This is a genomic window from Qipengyuania nanhaisediminis (assembly GCF_045862805.1).
In the GTDB taxonomy this organism is placed as follows: domain Bacteria; phylum Pseudomonadota; class Alphaproteobacteria; order Sphingomonadales; family Sphingomonadaceae; genus Erythrobacter; species Erythrobacter nanhaisediminis_A.
Window position 1 is genome coordinate 2,652,450 of sequence record NZ_AP025760.1, and the last position, 20,963, is coordinate 2,673,412.

General features: G+C 64.9%; 22 protein-coding genes. 16 read left to right on the plus strand and 6 right to left on the minus strand.

Annotation, left to right across the window (positions count from 1 at the left end; translation table 11 throughout):
- A complete protein-coding gene (locus tag ACKTSM_RS12905) occupies positions 1-666 on the plus strand; it encodes an RlmE family RNA methyltransferase (protein ID WP_407875049.1) in 666 nt (221 codons plus the stop codon).
- 19 nt (positions 667-685) lie between these two features.
- Here the strand turns inward: ACKTSM_RS12905 and ACKTSM_RS12910 are convergent, their stop codons facing one another.
- Positions 686-1,387 carry a c-type cytochrome gene (locus tag ACKTSM_RS12910; protein ID WP_407875050.1) on the minus strand — a complete coding sequence of 234 codons (702 nt, stop codon included), beginning with the start codon at positions 1,385-1,387 and terminating at the stop codon, positions 686-688.
- 130 nt (positions 1,388-1,517) lie between these two features.
- On the opposite strand from ACKTSM_RS12910, the gene ACKTSM_RS12915 reads away from it, so the two are divergent.
- Genes ACKTSM_RS12915 through ACKTSM_RS12945 form a run of 7 tightly spaced genes read left to right on the plus strand, consistent with a single transcriptional unit; the run spans position 1,518 to position 8,740 of the window.
- The gene (locus tag ACKTSM_RS12915; RefSeq protein ID WP_407875051.1) at positions 1,518-2,411 is read left to right on the plus strand and encodes a prephenate dehydratase; all 894 of its coding nucleotides are present in this window, start codon (positions 1,518-1,520) and stop codon (positions 2,409-2,411) included.
- The gene (locus tag ACKTSM_RS12920) at positions 2,411-3,112 is read left to right on the plus strand and encodes a hypothetical protein (RefSeq protein WP_407875052.1); all 702 of its coding nucleotides are present in this window, start codon (positions 2,411-2,413) and stop codon (positions 3,110-3,112) included. The genes ACKTSM_RS12915 and ACKTSM_RS12920 overlap by 1 nt, the downstream gene beginning before the upstream one ends.
- The gene (locus ACKTSM_RS12925) at positions 3,109-4,380 is read left to right on the plus strand and encodes a DUF4350 domain-containing protein (protein ID WP_407875053.1); all 1,272 of its coding nucleotides are present in this window, start codon (positions 3,109-3,111) and stop codon (positions 4,378-4,380) included. Before ACKTSM_RS12920 ends, ACKTSM_RS12925 begins: the two co-directional genes overlap by 4 nt.
- 35 nt (positions 4,381-4,415) lie before the next feature.
- Entirely contained in the window at positions 4,416-5,372 is a 957-nt protein-coding gene (locus ACKTSM_RS12930) for an AAA family ATPase (protein WP_407876377.1), read from the plus strand.
- A 4-nt stretch (positions 5,373-5,376) separates the two neighbouring features.
- Positions 5,377-6,720, plus strand: coding sequence for a DUF58 domain-containing protein (locus ACKTSM_RS12935; protein WP_407875054.1), 1,344 nt, complete (start codon positions 5,377-5,379; stop codon positions 6,718-6,720).
- On the plus strand, positions 6,717-7,805 hold the full coding sequence (locus ACKTSM_RS12940; protein ID WP_407875055.1) for a stage II sporulation protein M: 1,089 nt from the start codon (positions 6,717-6,719) through the stop codon (positions 7,803-7,805). Before ACKTSM_RS12935 ends, ACKTSM_RS12940 begins: the two co-directional genes overlap by 4 nt.
- Positions 7,802-8,740: an RDD family protein gene (locus tag ACKTSM_RS12945; RefSeq protein WP_407875056.1), complete on the plus strand. Its 939-nt coding sequence runs from the start codon at positions 7,802-7,804 to the stop codon at positions 8,738-8,740. The genes ACKTSM_RS12940 and ACKTSM_RS12945 overlap by 4 nt, the downstream gene beginning before the upstream one ends.
- A 109-nt stretch (positions 8,741-8,849) precedes the next feature.
- On the opposite strand, the gene ACKTSM_RS12950 is transcribed toward ACKTSM_RS12945, so the two are convergent.
- The 4 genes from ACKTSM_RS12950 to ACKTSM_RS12965 form a co-directional block, all read right to left on the minus strand.
- Entirely contained in the window at positions 8,850-9,962 is a 1,113-nt protein-coding gene (locus ACKTSM_RS12950; protein WP_407875057.1) for an isoaspartyl peptidase/L-asparaginase family protein, read from the minus strand.
- Between the two features lie 84 nt (positions 9,963-10,046).
- Positions 10,047-10,982, minus strand: coding sequence for an alpha/beta hydrolase (locus ACKTSM_RS12955; protein ID WP_407875058.1), 936 nt, complete (start codon positions 10,980-10,982; stop codon positions 10,047-10,049).
- 99 nt (positions 10,983-11,081) lie between these two features.
- Positions 11,082-11,867 (minus strand): putative DNA-binding domain-containing protein, encoded by a 786-nt coding sequence (locus tag ACKTSM_RS12960; RefSeq protein ID WP_407875059.1) that lies wholly within the window; start codon positions 11,865-11,867, stop codon positions 11,082-11,084.
- Positions 11,867-12,724 (minus strand): DUF692 domain-containing protein, encoded by an 858-nt coding sequence (locus tag ACKTSM_RS12965; RefSeq protein WP_407875060.1) that lies wholly within the window; start codon positions 12,722-12,724, stop codon positions 11,867-11,869. Before ACKTSM_RS12965 ends, ACKTSM_RS12960 begins: the two co-directional genes overlap by 1 nt.
- Positions 12,725-12,900: 176 nt before the next feature.
- Between ACKTSM_RS12965 and ACKTSM_RS12970 the strand changes: the two genes are divergently transcribed.
- From ACKTSM_RS12970 to ACKTSM_RS13005, 8 genes are all read left to right on the plus strand, one after another.
- The gene (locus ACKTSM_RS12970) at positions 12,901-13,374 is read left to right on the plus strand and encodes a DoxX family protein (RefSeq protein ID WP_407875061.1); all 474 of its coding nucleotides are present in this window, start codon (positions 12,901-12,903) and stop codon (positions 13,372-13,374) included.
- Positions 13,371-13,901, plus strand: a complete 531-nt coding sequence (locus ACKTSM_RS12975) for a sigma-70 family RNA polymerase sigma factor (protein ID WP_407875062.1) — start codon at positions 13,371-13,373, stop codon at positions 13,899-13,901. Before ACKTSM_RS12970 ends, ACKTSM_RS12975 begins: the two co-directional genes overlap by 4 nt.
- Before the next feature lies 1 nt (position 13,902).
- Entirely contained in the window at positions 13,903-14,562 is a 660-nt protein-coding gene (locus tag ACKTSM_RS12980) for an NrsF family protein (RefSeq protein WP_407875063.1), read from the plus strand.
- 75 nt (positions 14,563-14,637) lie between these two features.
- Positions 14,638-15,780, plus strand: a complete 1,143-nt coding sequence (ispG, locus tag ACKTSM_RS12985) for a flavodoxin-dependent (E)-4-hydroxy-3-methylbut-2-enyl-diphosphate synthase (RefSeq protein ID WP_407875064.1) — start codon at positions 14,638-14,640, stop codon at positions 15,778-15,780.
- On the plus strand, positions 15,777-16,286 hold the full coding sequence (locus ACKTSM_RS12990) for a thioredoxin family protein (RefSeq protein WP_407875065.1): 510 nt from the start codon (positions 15,777-15,779) through the stop codon (positions 16,284-16,286). Before ispG ends, ACKTSM_RS12990 begins: the two co-directional genes overlap by 4 nt.
- A gap of 2 nt (positions 16,287-16,288) precedes the next feature.
- Positions 16,289-17,236: a histone deacetylase gene (locus ACKTSM_RS12995; RefSeq protein WP_407876378.1), complete on the plus strand. Its 948-nt coding sequence runs from the start codon at positions 16,289-16,291 to the stop codon at positions 17,234-17,236.
- Positions 17,233-18,681 carry an NAD(P)-binding protein gene (locus ACKTSM_RS13000; protein WP_407875066.1) on the plus strand — a complete coding sequence of 483 codons (1,449 nt, stop codon included), beginning with the start codon at positions 17,233-17,235 and terminating at the stop codon, positions 18,679-18,681. Before ACKTSM_RS12995 ends, ACKTSM_RS13000 begins: the two co-directional genes overlap by 4 nt.
- A 48-nt stretch (positions 18,682-18,729) precedes the next feature.
- Positions 18,730-19,455, plus strand: coding sequence for a murein L,D-transpeptidase catalytic domain-containing protein (locus ACKTSM_RS13005; protein ID WP_407875067.1), 726 nt, complete (start codon positions 18,730-18,732; stop codon positions 19,453-19,455).
- Between the two features lie 86 nt (positions 19,456-19,541).
- Here the strand turns inward: ACKTSM_RS13005 and ACKTSM_RS13010 are convergent, their stop codons facing one another.
- Positions 19,542-20,918, minus strand: coding sequence for a L,D-transpeptidase family protein (locus ACKTSM_RS13010; protein WP_407875068.1), 1,377 nt, complete (start codon positions 20,916-20,918; stop codon positions 19,542-19,544).
- Positions 20,919-20,963: the final 45 nt, after the last annotated feature.

Consider the following 20,963-nt stretch of genomic DNA (forward strand, 5'->3'; position numbering starts at 1 on the left):
ATGTCACGATCAGGCCGCAATCCCGACCGGCGGGTCAAGACCGCCAAGAAACGCTCGGAAAGCTCGACCCGCTGGCTCCAGCGCCAGCTCAACGACCCTTACGTCAAGCAGGCCAAGGCCGACGGCTATCGCAGCCGCGCCGCCTACAAGCTGATCGAGCTAGACGATCGCTTCGGCCTGATCAGGCGCGCCAGGAGGGTGGTCGATCTCGGCATTGCACCGGGCGGGTGGAGCCAGGTCGTGCGCGCCCGCTCACCCAAGGCCGAAGTGGTGGGCATCGACCTGTTGCCGACCGAGGCGATCGAGGGCGTGACGATCTTCGAGATGGATTTCATGGACGATGCCGCGCCTGCAAGGCTCGAGGAAGCCCTTGGCGGGCTACCGGACCTCGTCCTGTCCGACATGGCGGCGAACACGGTCGGCCACAAGCAGACCGATCACCTGCGCACCATGGCGCTGGTCGAGGCAGGGGCGTGGTTCGCGACCGAAACGCTGGAAGAAGGCGGCGCCTTCGTCGCCAAGGTGCTGGCCGGCGGGACCGACACCGAATTGCTCGGCCTGCTCAAGAAGCACTTCAAGAGCGTCAAGCACGCCAAGCCCCCGGCGAGCCGCAAGGGCTCCTCCGAGTGGTATGTCGTGGCTCAGGGTTTCAAGGGACGCGGCTGACGCGCCCGCTTGCACGGGTTTACGCGCCGGCTTCTTCGAGTTCGGCAGCCTCGGTGGCTTCGGCCTCGGCCTCGGCAGCACCCTCTTCGAGCGCTTCGTCTTCTGCCTCGGCGCCTGCCTCGTCCGTTTCGTCAGCGGTGAAATCGGGGATCGGCAGGTTCGAACCGAAGCTGTTCATGTAAGCTGCGACAGCGGCGCGGTCCTCGATGCTCGACAGGCCGGCAAAGCCCATCTTGGTGCCATCGATATAGCGGCGCGGATTGGCCAGCCAGGGGTTCATCTCGTCCCAGCCCCAGCTGCCACCGAAGCTCGCCATCGCGCTCGAATAGCTGTAACCGGCAACACCGCCGATCGGAGCGCCCATGATGCCATAGAGGTTCGGGCCGACGCCATTGGCACCGCCCTGCTCGATGGTGTGGCACGCCGAACACTTGGCAAAGACACGTTCACCGGCAGCGACCAGCTCTTCCTGCGGCATCAGGTTGAGCGCTTCTGCCATGGTCATCTCGGCTTCGCCGCCTTCGGCCACGACACCCGCAATGGGATAGCCCATGGTTTCGGGGCGCTGCGGATCGTCGCCGTGAAACATCTTGCCGGCGATGATCGACAGGCCCAGCCCGAGGCCGGCTGCAAACAGCACCCAGCCCGCGGCAGTGTTGAACAGATCGCCCGTGCCCTTTTCGGTCTCAGGCGTCGCTTCGCTGTGATTTTCTTCGGTCATTACGGCGCCCCCTTAATGCCGCCACCCTGCCCGCGCAAGACGAAACGCATCGCTATTGGAGTGCTGGCCCGAGAGAGCTGTTGATTGCCCCCTTGCCGCTGGGCCGGAGCCTATATAGCAACCGCTCCCCATGCGCAGCTTTCCCGGTCCGGCCCTGGCTATCGTTAACGCGCTGCGCGAGACCGCTGCAGCCGATCCATCCCGCGCGATCGCGTTCCAGGGTTCGCCCGGCGCCAATTCGCACCGGGCGGCGAACGAGGCCCGGCCCGATGCGCACCCGCTGCCCTGCTTCAGCTTCGAGGACGCGCTCGACGCGGTGAAGGACAAGCGCGCCGGCGAAGCGATCATCCCGATCGAAAACTCGCAGCACGGGCGCGTTGCCGATATCCACTTCCTGCTTCCCGAGAGCGGCCTGTCGATCGTGGGCGAATATTTCATGCCAATCCACCACGCGCTGATGGGAATTGGCAAGGGGCCCTACGAAGCGGTCTACAGCCACCCGCAGGCGCTCGGCCAGTCGCGCCATTTCCTGCGCGAACGCGGGATCGTGCCGCTTGCCTATGCCGATACCGCCGGTGCTGCCGCCTATGTCGCGGAAAATGGCGACCCGTCGCTCGCGGCGATTGCGCCTGCGATTGCCGCCGAACTCTACGGCCTCGAAATCGCCGAGAGACATGTCGAGGACAGCGCCGACAACATGACGCGCTTCGTGATCCTTGCACAAAAGCCCCTGCCGCCTGAAAGCCACGCCGGAAAGCCGGCGATGACGACCTTCGTGTTCGAGGTGAAGAACATTCCCGCCGCACTCTACAAGGTGCTCGGCGGGTTCGCGACCAATGGGGTCAACATGACCAAGCTCGAAAGCTACCAGCAAGGCACGAGCTTTTCCGCGACCCGCTTCTATGCCGATATCATCGGCGTGCCGGGTGATCCGGCGGTCGATCGCGCGCTCGAGGAATGCGCGTTCCATTCCAAGGAATTGCGCGTGCTCGGATCGTACGAACAGGCGCGCAAGCGCGGCTGATGGGCACGGCTCCAACTGCTGCCGGCCTCCCCGATGGCTGGAGCGAACTGCGCGCCAACCCGGATATCCAGTTCGAACCGATCCCGCCCGCCCCGGCCCCCGAACCGCGCGAACCCTCGTGGTGGGAGGACATTCTCGAGGCGGTGTTCGGGCTGCTTGGTGACCTGTTCATGCCGGTAGGACGGGTCATCGGCGCATCCTGGCCGGTGCTCCAATGGATCCTGCTGGCTCTTGCGGTTGCGTTCGCACTCTACACACTCGCACGCCTGGCGCTTCCGCTGACGCGGCGAGGGACCAGAGCCCGGACCGCATCAAAAGACGAGAACGAATGGCAGCCCGAGCGCGAAGAAAGCCTGGCACTGCTCGAAGATGCCGACCGGCTCGCCGACGAAGGCCGCTTCGACGAGGCCGTCCACCTCCTGTTGCACCGATCCATCGCCCAGATCGCCGCGGCCCGCCCCGACTGCGTCGAACCATCCAGCACCGCGCGAGAGCTGGCAGCGCTTCGCGCCTTGCCCGCAAAAGCGCGCGCGGCCTTTGCCGTCATCGCCGAACGGGTCGAGAGGAGCCTCTTCGCCCTGCGCGCGCTCGATCGAAACGACTGGATTGCCGCGCGCGCGGCCTATTCGGATTTTGCGCTGGCGCGAATTGACGCCTCCGAAGGCGCGCAAGAGCCGTCTGGAGCGATTGTCGCTGCATGAGTGCGGCGATCGCCCCTTCCGGCACGGTCAGTGCATCTCCGTTCAGCCGGGGCGGCATGTTTGCCGTGCTCGTGGTCGGCTTCGTCTCGTTCTTCGCCATGCTCTATTTCCTCGCCGTGGGCGATACCGGCGAGCGTCAGAGCGGCGGCCCGGCCCATGCCGCGGCCGATGGCCTCAACGGATATTCGGCGCTTTCGCTGTTGCTCGAGGAAGCGGGCTATCCGGTCGCGCTCTCGCGTGCCGAGAGCGGGTTGGAGACGTCTGGCCTGCTGATTATCACTCCGCCGCCCTATGCTGACAGCGAAGAGCTTGCCGGCCTGCTCGAGGCCCGGCAGCGCTTCGGCCCGACCATTGTGATCTTTCCGAAATGGAGCGCTTCGCGTCCTTCCGCCGTGCCGGACGAAGCCCGCGAGAATGTGCGAAACGACTGGGTTCGCTTGACGGGCGCATATGCGCTCGACTGGACTGGCGAGATGGCCGCACCCTTTGCTTTCGAACACAAGGTAGAAGAGCTTGAAGATAACGGGTCGATCGCCGTTCGCGGGCTCGGGCACGAAATCGGGCTGCCGACCGCCACGGTCGCGCATGCCCTTGGCGTCGAGGCGCACGATATGGTCATGCGCGATGATGCGGGCCGGGTCCTGGCCTTTCACATCGCGCATGATCGAGAGCGCGAAGGCAGTCGCCACCGCGTCACCTTCGTCGCCGAGCCTGACCTCTTGAACAACTATGCACTCTCGGACGAAGCGCGCGCTGCCGCAGCGCTCTCGCTGATGCGCGAAGCGGGTCTTGGCGTCATGGAGCGCGTCACATTTGACCTGACGCTCAATGGGCTGGGAGACACCACCAATCTGCTCACGCTTGCCTTGCGCCCGCCATTCCTCGCGGCGACGCTCTGCCTTATCCTGGCGATGGTGATCGTAGGCTGGCGCGCTTTGGTGCGCTTCGGCCCACCAGCGACCGGCGAAAAAGACCTCGCTTTTGGCAAAAGTCTGCTCGTGCGCAACGGAGCGGGGCTGATCGTGCGCGCGCGGAGGCTTGGCCTGCTCAAGGAGCCCTATATCGCCATGAGCGCGAGGCGGCTCGCGCACGCCACGGGTCTTGCGCGGTCAGACCCCGACGCGATCGATGCGATACTCGCCAAAAGATTTCCCGGCGAAGACGGGTTTTCCGCCCGCGCCGAGCGACTGCAATCTGCCGAAAGGCCGATAGAAATCCTGCGCGCAGCCCGCGCGCTCCACGAACTGACAGGGAAACTCGCCCCATGACCGACAACACCGCCAGCGCGCCGCAACCAGAGGCGATGAGCCTTGAGGACGTGCGCGCCCTCGCCGATGCGATCCGCGCCGAAATGGCCAAGGCCATTGTCGGGCAGGACGAGGTTATCGAACTGATGCTGGTCGCGCTGATAAGCCAGGGCCATGTCCTGCTCGAAGGGCCGCCTGGAACCGCCAAGACGTTGATGGCACAGGCATTTGCAGGTGCGCTTGGCCTCGATTTCGGACGGATCCAGTTCACGCCGGACCTCCTTCCGGGAGACATCCTTGGCTCCAATCTGTTCAATTTCCAGACCAGCCAGTTCACGCTCACGCGCGGGCCGATTTTCTGCGACCTCCTGCTCGCCGACGAGATCAATCGCACCCCTCCCAAGACACAGGCAGCCCTGCTCGAAGCGATGCAGGAGCGGCGGGTCACGCTCGACGGGGAGACCCATCAGCTGGGCGAACGCTTCATGGTGGTCGCGACACAGAACCCGATCGAGAACCAGGGCGTCTATCCGCTTCCCGAAGCCCAACTCGACCGGTTCCTGTTCAAGCTGCTCGTCCCCTATCCGGACGAAGGCGAAGAGACACGGATCGTTGCCGAACATGGTGCCCGGCGTGGACCGCAGCGGCCCGGGGATCTCGGAGTGCGCTCTATCGCCGATGCGCGCGCACTCGAAGCGGCCTCGGCGGCGATTGATACTGTCACCGTGGCCGACGAGATCACCCGCTATGTCGTCCAGCTGGTGCGCGCCACGCGCGACCACGGTGAACTTTCGGTCGGAGCCAGCCCGCGCGCAGCGGTAATGCTCGCCAACGCATCGCGCGCACGAGCCGCGCTGCACGGACGCGACTATGTCATCCCTGACGATGTGAAGGCGCTCGCTTTGCCCGTCCTGCGGCACCGCCTCACGCTCAGCCCCGCGGCCGAGATCGAAGGCCGCGAGCTCGAAACGCTGGTCGCAGAACTGATCGACGCCACGCAGGCACCGCGCTGAACTCGTGGTCGGAGCACACGCCTTCCTCCCATTGCTACCGACCGCGCGGGCGGCCTGGATCCTTGCCGGCTTTGCCCCGGTCGCTCTGGTCATCGCCGCAGCACAACCGCGCCTTTGGGTGATCGCCCCGATCGCAGCTTTGGCGCTGATCGCGCTGATCATCTGTGACGCCTTGCTGGCCGCCCGTCTGGAGAGTTGGCAGGTCAGCGTGCCCGAGGACAGCGAAGTGGGCCGGAAAACCGCGATCGCGGTGCACGCTCAGCTGGCTCGCGGCGCCGTGAACGGCGCACGCGCGTCCTTGGCTTTAGACCCGCGCCTCGGCGCAAGCGGACGCGCCGTTGTGCACCTCGAGAGCATTCACGAGAACGATCGATTCAGGGCAGATTTTGCCGTGCGCCCCCTGCGCCGCGGCACCGCGCAAGTCACCCGGGCATGGCTGCGCTGGGCCGGACCGCTGGGACTTGGCGCGCGCCAGGCGCAGCGCGAACTTGGCGGGGCGGCAATGCGGATATGGCCCGATCTGACGCCCACCCGATCGCCCGAATTGCAGACCTTCCTTCGCGACGCCGCAGCAGGTCTGATCGCGCGCCGGATTCGCGGCGAGGGAACCCAGTTCGAGGCGCTCAGGGAATACCAGCCCGGAATGGACCGGCGCCAGATCGACTGGAAAGCCAGCGCGCGCCACACCCACCTCTATGCCCGCGAGAACGAGAGCGAGCGCAACAACCAGATCGTCTTCGCCTTCGATTGCGGGCCGGCAATGTGTGAGACGGTTGACGGCCTGCCGCGGATCGACCGTGCGGTGACCGCCGCGCTCACCTGCGCCTATGTCGCGCTCAAGGGTGGCGACAAGGTCGCGCTGTTCGGCTTTGCCCAGCGCCCGCGAATGCTCACGCCCTTTGCGCAGAACGTGCGCGCTTTTCACCGCTTGCAAAGCGCTGCCGCAAGTCTGGATTACGAGGCCGCGGAAAGCAATTTCACGCTCGCGCTCGCCACTTTGACGGCGAAACTCCGCCGGCGTTCGTTGATCGTGCTGTTTTCCGATTTCACCGATCCCACCGCGGCCGAGCTGATGATCGAATCGATCGGGCGGCTGGTTGAGCGGCACCTGGTGCTGTTCGTCACGATCGCCGACAGCGAGCTCGAAGCATTCACCCGCGCGCCGCCCGGAGATGTCGCCACTCTCGCGCGTGCGGTCACCGCCGATAGCCTGCTGCACCAGCGGCAGGTCGTGCTCCAGCGGTTGCGTCATCTCGGCGTCGCGGTGGTCGAGGCCCCGCACGAGCGGATCGGTTACGAGCTGATCGATCGCTATTTCGCGATCCGCAACCACGAGGCGATCGGATGATGCGGCCTGTGGGACGATCGTGGTTCAGGCGTGCGGCGGCCAGCGCACCGACCGATATCGAGAGCGCGGCGCTGCGCTCGGACCGGTTTCGGCTCGAACGCGAGGACGACTGGAAGCGACTCGAAGCCATCGTCCGGCGGATGGAGAGCGGCGGACTGCGCGGGATCGACGATGCTGACCTGCTCGCGCTGCCCGCGCTCTATCGCACCGCCGCATCGAGCCTGTCGGTCGCACGCGAAACCTCGCTTGATGCCGCGATGCTCGCCTATCTCGAAAGCCTAGTCCAGCGCGCCTGGTTCCAGGTGTACGGACCGCGCAAGGGTTTTTTCGTTTGGTTTCGCGAATTCATCTTCGGCGGGTGGAGCCGCGCGGTTCGGGCGATCTGGCTCGACCTGTCGATCGCGCTGTTCGTGATGGTTGCCGGCGCGGTCGTCGGCTGGCTGCTCGTCGATGGCGACGAGGGATGGTTCTACCGGCTGGTTCCGGGCGCACTCGCTGATAGCCGCGCCCCGGGAGCGAGCCGCGAAGTGCTGCGCGAGACATTGGGAGTGGAACAGGAAACCGGCGGCTTATCGACCTTTGCCGCCTTTCTTTTCGCCAACAATGCGGCGGTGTGTATCCTTGCCTTCGCGCTGGGGTTTGCCTTTGCGGTGCCTTCGCTCATGCTGCTCATCTACAACATGGCCTTGCTGGGTGCGATGCTATGGCTGTTCGACGATGCCGGCCTGCTGGTCGAATTCGCTGCCTGGTTGAGCGTGCACGGGACGACCGAATTGTTCGGCATATTGCTGGCAGGCGCGGCCGGGCTGCATATCGGGCGATCGATGGCTTTTCCGGGCAGCCGCACCTTGCTCGACGCGGCCTCCGAAAGCGGGCGTCGCGGCGCGGTCGTAATGGTCGGCGTGGTCATCATGATGATCATTGCCGGCTTGCTCGAGGCCTTTCCGCGCCAGCTTGTCGCCGATACCCAAGGCCGGTTCGTTATTGGCGGCGCGTTTCTCGTCTTCTGGCTCAGCTATTTCTTCCTTTACCGCCCCCAGGCGCTCGACGCCGCCACTCCGGCCGCCGGGGAAGTCCGAACGTGAACGCGCCGGTCCGATCGCACGCACCGGGCGATAAGCGCAAGCGGGTGCTCGTCACGCCAGAGGGTATCGCCCTTCCGGTCAACATCGCGACGCGCGGCTCTCGGCTGGGCGCGCTGATACTCGATTTCCTTATCCTGATCATCGCGATCAACCTCATCGAACTGGCTATCATGCTGGTCGCAGGCGGGCTGATCGAGAAGGCTGTCGAGGCTGCCGATGACGCGGTTTCGGGCGCAGCCGAATTCCTCATCGTCCTGCGCATCATCGCCGGGTTTGCGATCTGGTATGGCTATTTCCTGATCCAGGAACTGGGACCGCGCAGCGCCACCTTGGGCAAGCGAATTGTCGGGATCAGGGTCGCCGCGCGCGGGGGCGGCCGGCTCACGCCGGAGGCAATCATTGCCCGCAATCTCATGCGCGACATCGAGATTTTCTATCCGCTGGTGTTCTTCTTCGTGACCCTGTTTTCGAGAGTGGCAGGCATGGACATGGGCGGGTTCATCTTTGCAGCACTGATCTGGTTCCTGATCTTCCTCGCCTTCCCGTTCTTCAACAAGGACGCCATGCGCGCAGGCGATGTGATCGCCGGGACCTGGGTTGTCGATGCGCCGCGCACCCGGCTCGCACGAGCGCTTTCGGCGCAAGGCGCGGCTGCGAGCGAGGGAACGAGCTCGGTCACCGGCGCGCGGTACGAATTTGGCGAGGAGGAACTGGCGGTTTACGGCGAGCACGAATTGCAGACGCTCGAAAAGCTGTTGCGAGACGGCCAGGAGGAAGCGCTGGCTGCGGTGCACGAGGCGATTTGCAGGAAGATCGGCTGGGACCCGGGCGCAGGCGATGAACGCGCATTCCTCGAGGCGTTCTACGCCCAGCTGCGCGCGCGGCTCGAAGGCGGGATGCGTTTCGGAGTGCGCAAGCCCGACAAGTTCTCGTGAGCGTGGATCGCCGCCACTTCGTTGCAACAGCGCTGGCAGACGCGGGTTGGCCAGGTGGTGGCGCAGTTCGGGGGGTTGGCGGCTTGACCCGGCGCCCGGGTTTGCGCCCTTAGCGCGCTTCGCCCGAAAAGATCGCCACCTCATTCACCCCTTCGCTGGTGGCGCGACCGCGATACATGCCGGTGGTGTTGAAGCTGAAGATTGCGTGGCCAGCAGGGGTGACGAGAATGACCCCGCCATCGCCGCCCAGCTGCGCCACTTCGTCCATCACCGCGTCGGCGGTGTCCTGCGCGACCTCGGCATCGGGCAATTGGACCGAAACGCAATAGCTCCCGCCGATCGCATCGTCGGGGCATGGTTCCTCGCGAAAAGTGGTCTGGATCCTGAGCCGCGTGCAAATTTCCTGCGCCACCCCGACACGGATGAAATACTCGCCCCAACCCGTTGCCGATACGGCGCAGGACTGGTTGTCGGCATAGGTGCCCGCGCCGATCACAGGCGCATCGCCGATCCGGCCCCATCGCTTGCCCGTCATCCCCCCGGTCGAGGTCCCGGCAGCCACATTGCCATGCGTGTCCAGCGCCACCGCCCCGACCGTTCCGAACTTGTGATCGACATCGAGCGAGGAGAGGGCATTGGCGCGCATCCGATCGAGCGATTCGCGCCGGGCTTCGGTCGCGAACCATTCGGGCGGAGTGACGGCAAACCCCTGTTCGCGCGCGAATTGCTCGGCGCCCTGCCCCATCAGGAATACGTGCGGGCTGTCCGTGCGAACGCGGTCGGCGAGCTGGATCGGGTTGCGCACCGTAGTGACCCCGGTGACCGCTCCCGCGCTGCGGTCGCGCCCGTCCATGATCGATGCGTCGAGTTCGTTGGTCCCTTCCCAGGTGAAAACCGAACCGCGCCCGGCATTGAACAGCGGATCATCCTCGAGCGGGACGATCGCGGCCTGCACCGCGTCCATCGCGCTCCCGCCATCGGCCAGCACTCTTGCCCCGGCATCGAGCGCAGCCTGCAACGATGCCTCGTATGCCGCGCGGCGTTCTGGCGTCATGCGATCGGGATCGAGCGTCCCTGCCCCGCCATGGATCGCGATCGACCACCCGGCTTCGGCGCGGTGTGTGTCATCGCTTTGCCCGTGAGCATAGGCAGCGGCAGGAGCGATGAACTGCGCAAGGCCGATCAGCCCCGCGCCAATGGCAGCGATGATTGCATGTTTCATGACAGCAATGGCTAACCCAAAGCCGGGCCGGGTGCCAAGCGGCATTCGTGCAGGGCGGGTTTACGGACGCGCCTCGGCCTGCGCCTAGCCGCTCAGGAAATCCTTGAGCAGCGCGAAGGTGTCGCGCGCCTCGCGCGTGGGCGTTATCGCCATGAAAACATGGGGTGCGCCGGCATATTCATAGAGCCTGACGTCAACTCCGGCCTCGGCGAGCCGAGTGGCAAAGCTGCGCGAATCGACGATGAACAGGTCGTGGCGGCCGGTCCAGATGCGCGTGGGCGGCAGACCGGCCAGCGCGCTTGACGAGGCGTAGAGCGGGCTCACTTCGTGCGAGGCCGGGTCGCTTGCACCCGCTACCATTTCGCCGCAGGCACGCAGCGTTCCGATCTTGAGCATGATGTCATCGGGCTCGACGCCTTCCATTTCCGGATCGGCCATTGTCAGATCGAGCCAGGGCGCGAACAAGGCCAGCTTGCCCGGTTGCGGGCCGCCCGCCTCGGAAAGCCGCAGAGCGAGGCGCAGTGCCATGTGACCGCCCGCGCTGTCGCCGCCAAGTGCGATCCGCGCCGGGTCGTGCCGGGATGCAAGCGTTTCGAAGGCTGCCATGGCAAGCTCTTCCTGCGCTTCGTGCGATGCATAGGGGACGCAAGGATAGAGCGGCAGGCTGATGCTGATCCCGCAGGTCTCGACCATCGCGGCTGCAAGCGGCCAGTGTTCCTTGAACATCGGCAGCACGAACCCGCCGCCGTGGAAATAGAGCATGTGCCATTCGCCTGGCCCGGCACGCGGATGCAGCGTGACCATCTCGTGCCCGGCGATCCGCTGTTCCTCGACCGCGAAACGATCGCGAAATCGCTCGGGCATGGGCGCGTCATCCGGCTTGCGGCGCGAAGCCATGTGCTCGCGAAACCCATCGGCGGTATGCGGGAAAACAGGCTTGCGCTTGGCGGCCAGCCACTTGACCGCGCGCATCAGCAGGCTTGGCCTGGCAAATCGCAGTTCGCTCAACTCCTGGTCCATCGCTCGCTCTTCCCCCTTGCCCGCTGCAATGCGCACGGAGACTGGACGAGCGGCGCGCCAAGTCAAGCTGGACGACGAGCCAGGCCTTTCGGGCGCGGCTCAACCCTCGATGGCGATGACCAGCGCTTCCTTCAGCCACCAGCCTAACATTTCGCCTGCCCGCATGGCCGCCTGTTCCGCCGTCATTTTCGATTCATCCGACAGCCTTTCGATGATTGCGCCGTAGCACGCGCCCTCATGCACTGCCGCGAGCGCGATGGCGTGATCGGCCTCGGCCAGCCTGAAGGTCGGCCGCTCGTCTTCGCGCCAGGCAATGCATGTGCGCGGCTGCGCAAGCCGCGTCGCAGACACCGGGGAACCATCGCCCTCTTCGCCGAGCTTTCTCCAGAGCGCATCGAGGTCATGCCGAACGAGGCGAAAAGCGGCACGAGGCTGGATCGTGATTTTCAAACCGAGCCAGCGCGCATCGTCGAACCCGGCAGACCGGCGGGCGAATTCGCGCGCCGAAATGGGCTGCGTGTCGCGTGCACCGGCAAGCAGGCGCATGGCATCCTCGAGCCAGGCTAGCTCTGCAATGGCGGGGCGCAAGGCGAACATCTCCTCGCAGGTCCCGCCAAAACCGCTGCCAGCCTCGTCGATAGTCCAGCCCGAAGGAGGGCAGGCGATGGCATGATTGATGCTCGCCCGAATGAATTGCTTGTCGCCGAGCAAGCGCGCCGTTTGCGGATAGCTCGCCCTGAGCGCGGCGAGCACCGCGGCCCGGTAATTGTCCCTGTAAACTGCGAGCCCCGCGGCTGCGGACGGGCGCCAGCCATCGGGCAAGGGCGCATTCTCATCGAGGATCGCTTGCATCATCGCAGCCTGGCGGTCGGCAAGCCGGGCCATCACTCAGCCTGCGCCGCATGATCGCAAAGGGCGCGCGCACGATCCAGTTCATCGAGAAGTTCGCCGAGCGGCGGGACCGCCTCGTCGCGCTCGATCATGGTCGCGACCTCCTGCGCAATCATGGCGCGCGCCCTGCGATAGAGGTCCCAGACTTCATCGCAGACCGGCCGATCATGCGTGTCGATCGCGATCTCGCGCTCGGGCGTTGCCGGGTCGTGCCCTGCAAGGTGGATCTGGCGCACGCGGTCGAGCGGCAGTCCTGCGAGATAATCGAGAGGATCAAAGCCGTGATTGCCCGCCGTGACGTGGACATTGTTGATATCGAGCAGCAAGGCGCAGCCACTTCGATAACACAAAGCCGAAAGGAATTCCCATTCGCGCATCTCGTCCTCTGGAAAGGTGCAATAGCTCGAAGGGTTCTCGATCAGGATCGCGCGGCCTAGCGCCGTTTGCGCGCGATCGACATTGCGGCAGGTGATGTCGAGCGCTTCGCGGGTGAGTGGCAAGGGCAGGAGGTCATGAGCGTTGTGCGCGCTGGTACGGGTCCAGCACAGGTGATCGGAGACGAACAGCGGATCGACCGCATCGACAAGCCGCGCCAGGCGCTCGAGATGGTCTTCGCACAATCCGTGTGCCGACCCGACTGACAGCGAGACGCCATGAAGCGCGACCGGGTAGTGCGCGCGCACTTCGCGCAGGATACGTCGCTGGCGGCCGCCATCGACCATGAAATTCTCGCTGATAACCTCGACGAAATCGACCGGCACCGCGCCGCGAGCGAACTCGGCAAAATGTTCGCGCCGCATTCCGAGGCCGAAGCCTGCAAAGGGTGTCGGATCATCTGGGAAAGCCGGCATCGCGCACGTCCATACTATATTCCAATCCCCGCATGTGGGCTTTTTCGCGGGTTTGCAGCGCACGGTTACATGCCGGAAGGCGGCCACCTCACTGACAGCGACTTGTGGTGCGCTGTAACTGGGCGCATCCTTGGCGCGAATTAGTCCGCACGGGGCGCGATGACGAAAGGAGAGCCATGCCGCAGATCAATGCCATGTGGTCAGGACTGGTCCGAAACCTGTCGAACCGGTTTTTCGAAGGAATCGCTCTACTTCTGGCGCGCACGGCGTTGGGGCTAATCTTCTTCCGCAGCTATCAGACCAAGGTCACCGACGAGGGGTGGTTCGCGATCGACCAGACGCAATATCTGCTGTTCGCAAACGAGTTTACCGGCCTCCCGCTTTCACCCGAAATCGCCGTCCCGCTCACGACCTATTCCGAATTCCTGTTTCCGATCCTGTTGTTTGCCGGCCTCGCCAGCCGGATCTCGGCGAGCGCCCTGGCCGTGATGGCGCTGGTGATCCAGGCCTTCGTGTTCCCGAGCCTCGATCATTTCTTCGGCTGGGCGATCACCGTGTTCGCTCTGGCCGCAATTGTCATCAGCCGAGGCGCTGGTGTGTTCAGTATCGACGCCCTGCTCGCGCGGGGATGGACAATGCGTGCCCGATGATCGCCGACGAGCCCACTCTTGCCCGGCTCATGAAAGCGGCGCAGGCAGGCGACAAGGCGGCCGCAAATGTGCTGCTGACCGAAGTGGCGGTGTGGCTCGAACGCTATTTCCGCCGCAGGGCTGCAAGCGATGCGATCGAGGACCTGGTCCAGGAGGTGCTGATCGCGGTGCACGCCAAGCGCGCAAGCTGGGACCCGCAGCGACCCTTCCTGCCCTGGCTCGCCGCGATCGCGCGCTATCGCTGGATCGATCATCTTCGCAAGGCTTACAGGCACCAGACCCGCGAGGTCGCCGACAACGATGCGATAGCGGCGAGCGAGGAAGACGTCGTGCTCGCCCGGGTCAGCCTCGACCGCCTCTTTGTGGCACTGCCATCCAAGCAGGCCGAGGCGATCGAGCTGGTCAAGATCGGCGGCCTGACGATCCGCGAAGCCTCCGAGAAAACCGGACAGAGCGAAAGCCTGGTCAAGGTCAACATCCACCGCGGGCTCAAAAAGCTCGCCGCCATGGTCGAGAAGGCCGAGTGACATGAACGACAATCTGCCCCGCGCGACATTGATCGCGACCCTTTCCGACAATCTTGCGCCGGTCGCTCCGGTGCGCCCTCAATGGGGGTTGGCGCTGGTATTGGGCGCGACGCTTGTCGCCGCCTTCGCCTCGGTCGCGGGTTTCGGCTTCTGGACGGGCATCCTGTATGGCGATGCCTCCGGTTTTTTCTGGATTACCAATGGCATGTTGCTCGTCCTTGGCATGTCGAGCAGCGCAGCGCTGGTAGCAGGAGCCTTGCCCCGCGTGGGTGCGCGCAGCGGTGCGCCCTTGTGGAGCGCACTCATGCTCGCGGTGATCCCTGCCGCTGCGCTGATCACGGTGTTCGCCGCAAGAGATCGCGATCCTGCTTCAAGCCTGGGCGAACCGGCGCTTGCCTATTGGCCCTGTATCGCCGCGGCGCTCGCAGCGGCGCTGCTGATCGGCGCTGCTGCAACCGCTTTTCTCCGCCGCGGCGCACCGGTCTCGCCCGAACGCTCCGGCTGGCTCACCGGCCTTGCCGGCGGCGCGCTTGGCACGCTTGCCTACGGGATTACCTGCCCGCTCGACTCGATCGGCCATGTCGGCCTCCTGCACACCGCCCCGGTGGCATTGGCCGCTATCGCCGGACGACTGGCGGTGCCACCGCTGATCCGCTGGTAGGCCTTTCACCGATCCGAGAAAATGCGCGCGCGTTCCCGCATTGCCCCTCTTGCGGCGCGCGCCTATATGGTGCCCATGTCTTCCATCAGACCCTGGCGCGATATCGAGCGGCGGCAATGCCGCCAGATCATGGTCGGCAATGTCCCGGTCGGCGGCGATGCGCCGATCAGCGTCCAGACCATGACCAACACCCCCACCGAAGATGCCGCGGCAACGATCGACCAGATCCGCCGCTGCGAGGAAGTGGGCGCCGATATCATCCGTGTTTCCTGCCCCACCGAGGAAGCCACCGCGGCGATGCCGCTGATCACCCGCGCGGCCAATATCCCGGTCGTCGCCGACATCCATTTCCACTACAAGCGCGCGCTCGAAGCTGCTGATGCGGGCGCGGCCTGCCTGCGGATCAATCCCGGCAATATCGGCGGCGATGACCGCGTGGCCGAAGTCGTGCGCGCCGCCAAGGCCAATGGCTGCGCGATCCGGATCGGGGTCAATGCCGGCAGCCTCGAACGCGACCTGCTAGAGAAATATGGCGAGCCCTGCCCCGAGGCGCTGATCGAAAGCGCGCTCGACCATATCAAGCTGCTGCAGGACCACGATTTTCACGAATTCAAGGTGGCGGTGAAAGCCTCCGACGTTTTCCTCGCTGTCGCTGCCTATCACGGCCTAGCCGAGGCGGTGGATTGCCCCTTGCATCTCGGCATTACCGAAGCGGGAGGTCTGATCGGCGGCACGGTCAAATCGAGCATCGGCATGGGTTCGCTGCTCTGGGCAGGTATCGGTGACACGATCCGCGTCTCGCTCTCGGCCGAGCCAGAGGAAGAGGTCAAGGTCGGCTACGAGATGCTGAAAGCCCTCGGCCTTCGCACTCGCGGCGTGCGCGTGGTCTCTTGTCCGTCCTGTTCGCGGCAGGGCTTCGACGTCATTCGCACCGTCGAAACGCTCGAAAAGCGGCTCGAACATATCAAGACCCCGATGAGCCTCAGTGTGCTGGGCTGCGTGGTCAATGGCCCGGGCGAGGCGCGAGAGACCGATATCGGCCTCACCGGCGGTGGCAATGGCAAGCACATGGTCTACCTCTCGGGGCTCAAGGCGCACACGATCGATAACGAGGACATGCTCGATCACATCGTACGTCTCGTCGAGGAAAAGGCCGCGAAGATCGAGGCCGGCGAAGAAACCGCCTTCGACCCCCACGCAAAAGAAGCCGCCGAATGATCAGGCCCATCCTTGCAGGGCTCGCCGCGGGCCTGCTGGTCGCAGGCTGCGCCACCTTGGCCGGCGGTGCGGACACCGCGCACGATTACCCTGAGGCGGAAAGCTATGCGGCCAGCGAAGACGCCATGGGCGATGTCGACGCGGCCCTCGCGCGTGCGGCCGCAGCCGACATGCGCGTGCTGCTGGTGATGGGCGCGAACTGGTGCCACGACAGCCGGGCGCTAGCCGGATGGCTCGGCACCGACCGCTTCGCCCGCTTGATCGATGCGCATTACGAACTGGTCTTCATCAATGTCGGCATGCCCCAATCGGGCGATGGGCATAATCTCGATATCGCGCGGCGTTTCGGCCTCGACGACTTGCCCGGAACGCCCAATCTGCTGGTGCTGACCGGCGACGGCACGCTGGTCAATCCGGACACCGCGACGAGCTGGCGCAACGCCGCGAGCCGCGAAGAGGACGCGATCTTCGAAGAGCTGGAAATGCTTGCGGACAAGGCGGCCTGACGCTGCTTCACGTCGTCCACCATCCCGATTACCGCGCCCCGCGCCCGACGCGCGGCACTTTCAGTTTCGACAAGTACTGGCTGGTGATGGAAGCGCTGCGCGAGCTCGCCCCCCAGCATGGCATCGAAATGGTCGAACACCGCCCCGATCCGTGCCCGCGCGAATGGCTCGAAGCGGTCCACGACCACGATTATGTCGACGAGGTTTTCCGTGCCGAGGTCCCGCGCGAAAAGGAGCGGCGGATCGGATTTCCCGTCACGAGCCGCATCCGCGACCGCGTGCGCCATACCAATGGTGGCACATGGCTCGCGGCCCGGCTCGCGATCGAGCATGGCTATGCCGCCAATAGCGCGGCGGGAAGCCACCATGCGCTCAGCCAGACGGGCGCCGGTTATTGCGTGTTCAATGACCTCGCGGTTGCGGCCAACCGCCTGATTGCCGAGGGCGATGCGCGCCAGGTGTTGATCGTCGATTGCGACGTCCACCAAGGCGATGGCACCGCCAGCCTCACCGCGGGACGCACGGATATCTTCACGCTCTCGCTCCATGCCGAGAAGAATTTCCCGGCCCGCAAGGCACGATCGAGCCTCGACGTGCCGCTCGCCGATGGCGTGGACGACGATGGTTACATGGAAGCGCTCGGACGCCATCTGCCCGCCTGCATCGCCGATTTCGCGCCCGATCTCGTCCTTTATCAGGCGGGCGTCGATCCGCATGCACAAGACAGGCTCGGCCGGCTCGCGCTGAGCGATGAGGGGCTGGCCCGCCGGGACCGTTTCGTCGTGGCCGAGGCTCGGGCGCGCGCCATCCCCATCGCTTCGGCGCTTGGGGGCGGCTATGGCAACGACCAGCGCGCGGTGGCGCAGCGCCATGCGCGCTCGATGCTGGTCATGGCCGATGAAAATGCGAAAACCGCCTGTGTGCGGGCGGATGCGGGAGTGAGCGAGTGACACCCAAGAATACCGATTACCTCGTTATTGGCGCAGGCGCGGTGGGGCTCGCTTTTGTTGACACGCTGCTCGACAAAGATCCCGATTGCCACATCACGATCCTCGACAAGCACGCGCGCCCCGGGGGGCATTGGAACGACGCCTATTCCTTCGTCGCATTGCACCAGCCCAGCGCGACCTACGGCGTCAACTCGATGGAGCTGTGCCCCGACCGCGTCGACGAGCACGGGCACAATGCTGGCATGTTCCCGCTCGCCAAGCATGCCGACATCCTCGCCTATTATTCGCGCGTGATGAGCGAGCGGCTGATCCCGAGCGGGCGGGTCGCTTACCACCCGCTCACCGAATATACGGGCGCCGAAGACGGCGAGCACCGCGCAAGGGCGATCCTTTCAGGCGAAGAGTTGGCCTTTAGCGTGCGCCGCAAGATCGTCGATGCGACGTGGTTCCAGACCTCGGTTCCCTCGACCCACAGGCCCGGCTTCGAGATCGCGCAAGGCACGCCGTTCGCGGTTCCAGGTGACCTCCCTCATCTGTGGCGCGATCCCGGCAATCTGCCTGAGCACTACTGCATCATCGGAGGCGGGAAGACCGCGATGGACACCGCGGTCTGGCTGCTCGAGGCGGGCGTTCCGGCCGACAGGATCGACTGGGTCCGCCCGCGCGACAGCTGGATGTTCAACCGCAAGCTGCTCCAGCCCGCACGCCACCGGATCGAAGGGCTTATCAGGTTTCAGCTCGATCTGGTCGAATGCGCCGCCGGATCGCAAGACGGCGACGCGATGTTCGCCAAGCTCGGCGAACGCGGCACGATGCTGCGGATCGATCCCGAAGTGACCCCGCAAATGTTTCATTTCGCGGTGATTTCCGAAGGCGAGATCGCCTTGCTGCGCCAGATCACCCGCGTCCATCGCGGCCAGCGGGTCGCGAAAATCGAACCAGGGGCCATGACGCTGGGCGACGAGCGCGTCGCTCTGCCCGAGGGCACCATGTTCGTCGATTGCACTGCCAGCGCGGTCCCGTTCGAGCAGCGATTGAACACCCAGCCTTTCTTCGATGGTGGGAGGATCACGCTCCAGCTCGCCCAGACCCCCTTCGTGCCCTATTCTGCTGCGCTCGCCGCTTTCGTAGAGGCGAATTTCGAGACCGATGCGGAGAAGAACAATCTCCTGCCGCCAGCGCCCCTGACCGATTCGACGCTCACTTACCCATACGCGGTGATGGCGAACCTGATGAGCACGGCGATCCTGTCCGCTAATGAAAAGACCAATGAATTCAATGCGAAAAGCCGCCTTCACCCGACCGGACCGGCAGTCGCGCAGATGATCAGTGAGGGCGACGAACGACTGACCGCGCTTGCCGAAGTGGGCCCGAAGATACAGGCGCTCATGCCCGATGTGATCCGGCTCGGCATGGCCGCCAAGGCTATCCATGAAGGTGCGTGAGAACCCTGTTCACGGGAACGCCACACATTTGCTATTAGTTGAAGCGATATGAAACGCCGCGATCTCCTCAAAGGCAGCGTCATTGCCGGGGCTGCGCTGGCGGCATCGGCCGCCATTCCCGCCTTGCCTACGAGGCTCGCCGCGCAGCCGCGAGCCGGCTCGGCGCGCGACCGGGTGCTGTTCGACCTCGCCAAGCGCGAGCTTGACCGGGCGGGCGATGCGATCTGGCGCAAGGACATCGTCGGCATCGCCGATTTCGGTGTGCATTCTGCCAATCGCCGGTTCTACTTCGTCAATCTCGAACGCGAGGAAGTGCGTCCCTTTCATGTCAGCCACGGGACCGGTTCGGATCCCGAACACGATGGCTGGCTCAACCATTACTCGAACGAGGAAGGCTCCAATGCCACCTCGCGCGGGGCCTATGTCACATGGGAATGGTACCAGGGGCGCTATGGCACCTCGGTCCGGCTCGGCGGGCTCGATTCGACCAACAACAATGCGCTGCGCCGCTACATTGTCATGCACCGCGCCAAATATGCCGAGCCTTCACATATCGAACGCTGGGGCAGGCTTGGCCGGTCGAACGGCTGCTTCGCGCTGGGCGAAGAGCAGTTCCGCATTGCTCTCCTCAACCTGTCCGGCGGGCGGCTGCTCTATGCTGACAGCCTTGGCCTGCAGGACGATGGCGCAATGCTGACGCGCGAGCAGCAACTGGCGGCGCTGGTGCCAGACGAACCGACCGCTGCGCAGCGCTACAATCCGGGCGTGTTTTAACCACGCGTCATCCCGGTCGCCCCGCGCATTTTCTTAAGCTCTCGGTTGAATGGCGTCGTTGGCGCCAACACACCAGGGGCTGAAGGTCAGGCCTCGCCCCGCGGATCATTCTCAATCACGATCACCTCGTCATCGGATTCGCTCGAGCGGTTTTCAACGCGCGGCTGGTCGAGACTGGCAAGGACCGGCGCGTCGCGTCCGTAGATATCGTTGAATGTGCGCAGCTTGCCATCGATATCCACCCCCATCGTGAAATAGGTGATGTAGGCGGGCATTTCGCGCTCGATCGGGACCTTGGTGTATTCGCCCGATGTTGCGATCGCTACCGCTTCGTCGCGGCTCGCGCCCTTGCCGAGAATTGCCATGGTGATTGCCAGCTCAAGAGCGCGTTCGGTGCGGATGCAGCCGTGCGACAGCGCGCGGTTCTGGTTCGCGAACAGGTTGCGCGACGGTGTGTCGTGGAAGAAGATCGCGTGCGGGTTCGGCATTTCCAGCTTCATGCGTCCCAGCGAGTTGCCCGGACCGGGCTGCTGGACCACGGTGATGAAGCCGTTGGCGCCGCGTGTCGCGGTATAGCCGTTGCGCCGCGCCCAGGCCGGATTGCCGAGCACCCGCTCGCCCAGCCCTTCGCCGACCACGATCGACTGCGGGACGGTCCAGGTCGGGTTGAACACCACGCCTTCGACCGTCTCGGCCAATTGCGGAGTCGCCGTGCGGCCCGGCTTGCCGACGATCGTCCGATAGGTCTTGATGATCTTGTCACCCACGGTCAGCCTCAGCTGGAATTCGGGGACATTGGTGATCAGGTAGACCTGCCCCAGATCACGCGCGAGCCAGCGCCAGCGGTCCATGTTGGCACGGATCAGCTTGCGCCTTTCGACTTCGCCTTCGGGCGTGTTGGCAAGCTCTTCGCGCAGGCGCGCATAATCGGAATGAGTCGGGTGGAGCGTTGCCAGCGTGCCTGCGACATCGCCGCTTTCAAGCGCTTTTTCCAAAAGGTCGGACGTGCGGAACCGGTCGCGGTCGGGATCGGCCACGAACCATTGTTCGCGCGCCGACATCGGCGTGCGCCCGTCGCGCAGATCCTCGACCAGCCAGACGAAAATCTTTGTCGCAAGCGCGTTGACCGCCTCGCCCGGCCCTTCGCTCGCCAGCAGGCCGGCCAATTCCTCGCCGCGATAATCGGCCTTGTTCAGTCCTTCGGCCTCGATCGTGTCGATCACGCCAAGCAATTGTTCGACCTGACCGGCATCCCATTCGCCCTCGAGCGGTCCGGGAGGCGCAAGGTCGCCCTGGACCATCGGGTCCGAGACCATCTGCGGGAAAGCCTCGTCGAAACTGGCCTCGGCCTCGACCGTCGGATCGCCGGTGGCCTGTCTCGCTGCATCCTGAGCGAAGGCAGTTCCCGCGATGAAAGCGGCGCCGGCGATGCCGGTTGCCAGATTGCTGACCCATTTGCGCATTGCGTGTTGTCCCTTGTGCGGCATCCCGCCGTCGAGCGGCGCCGG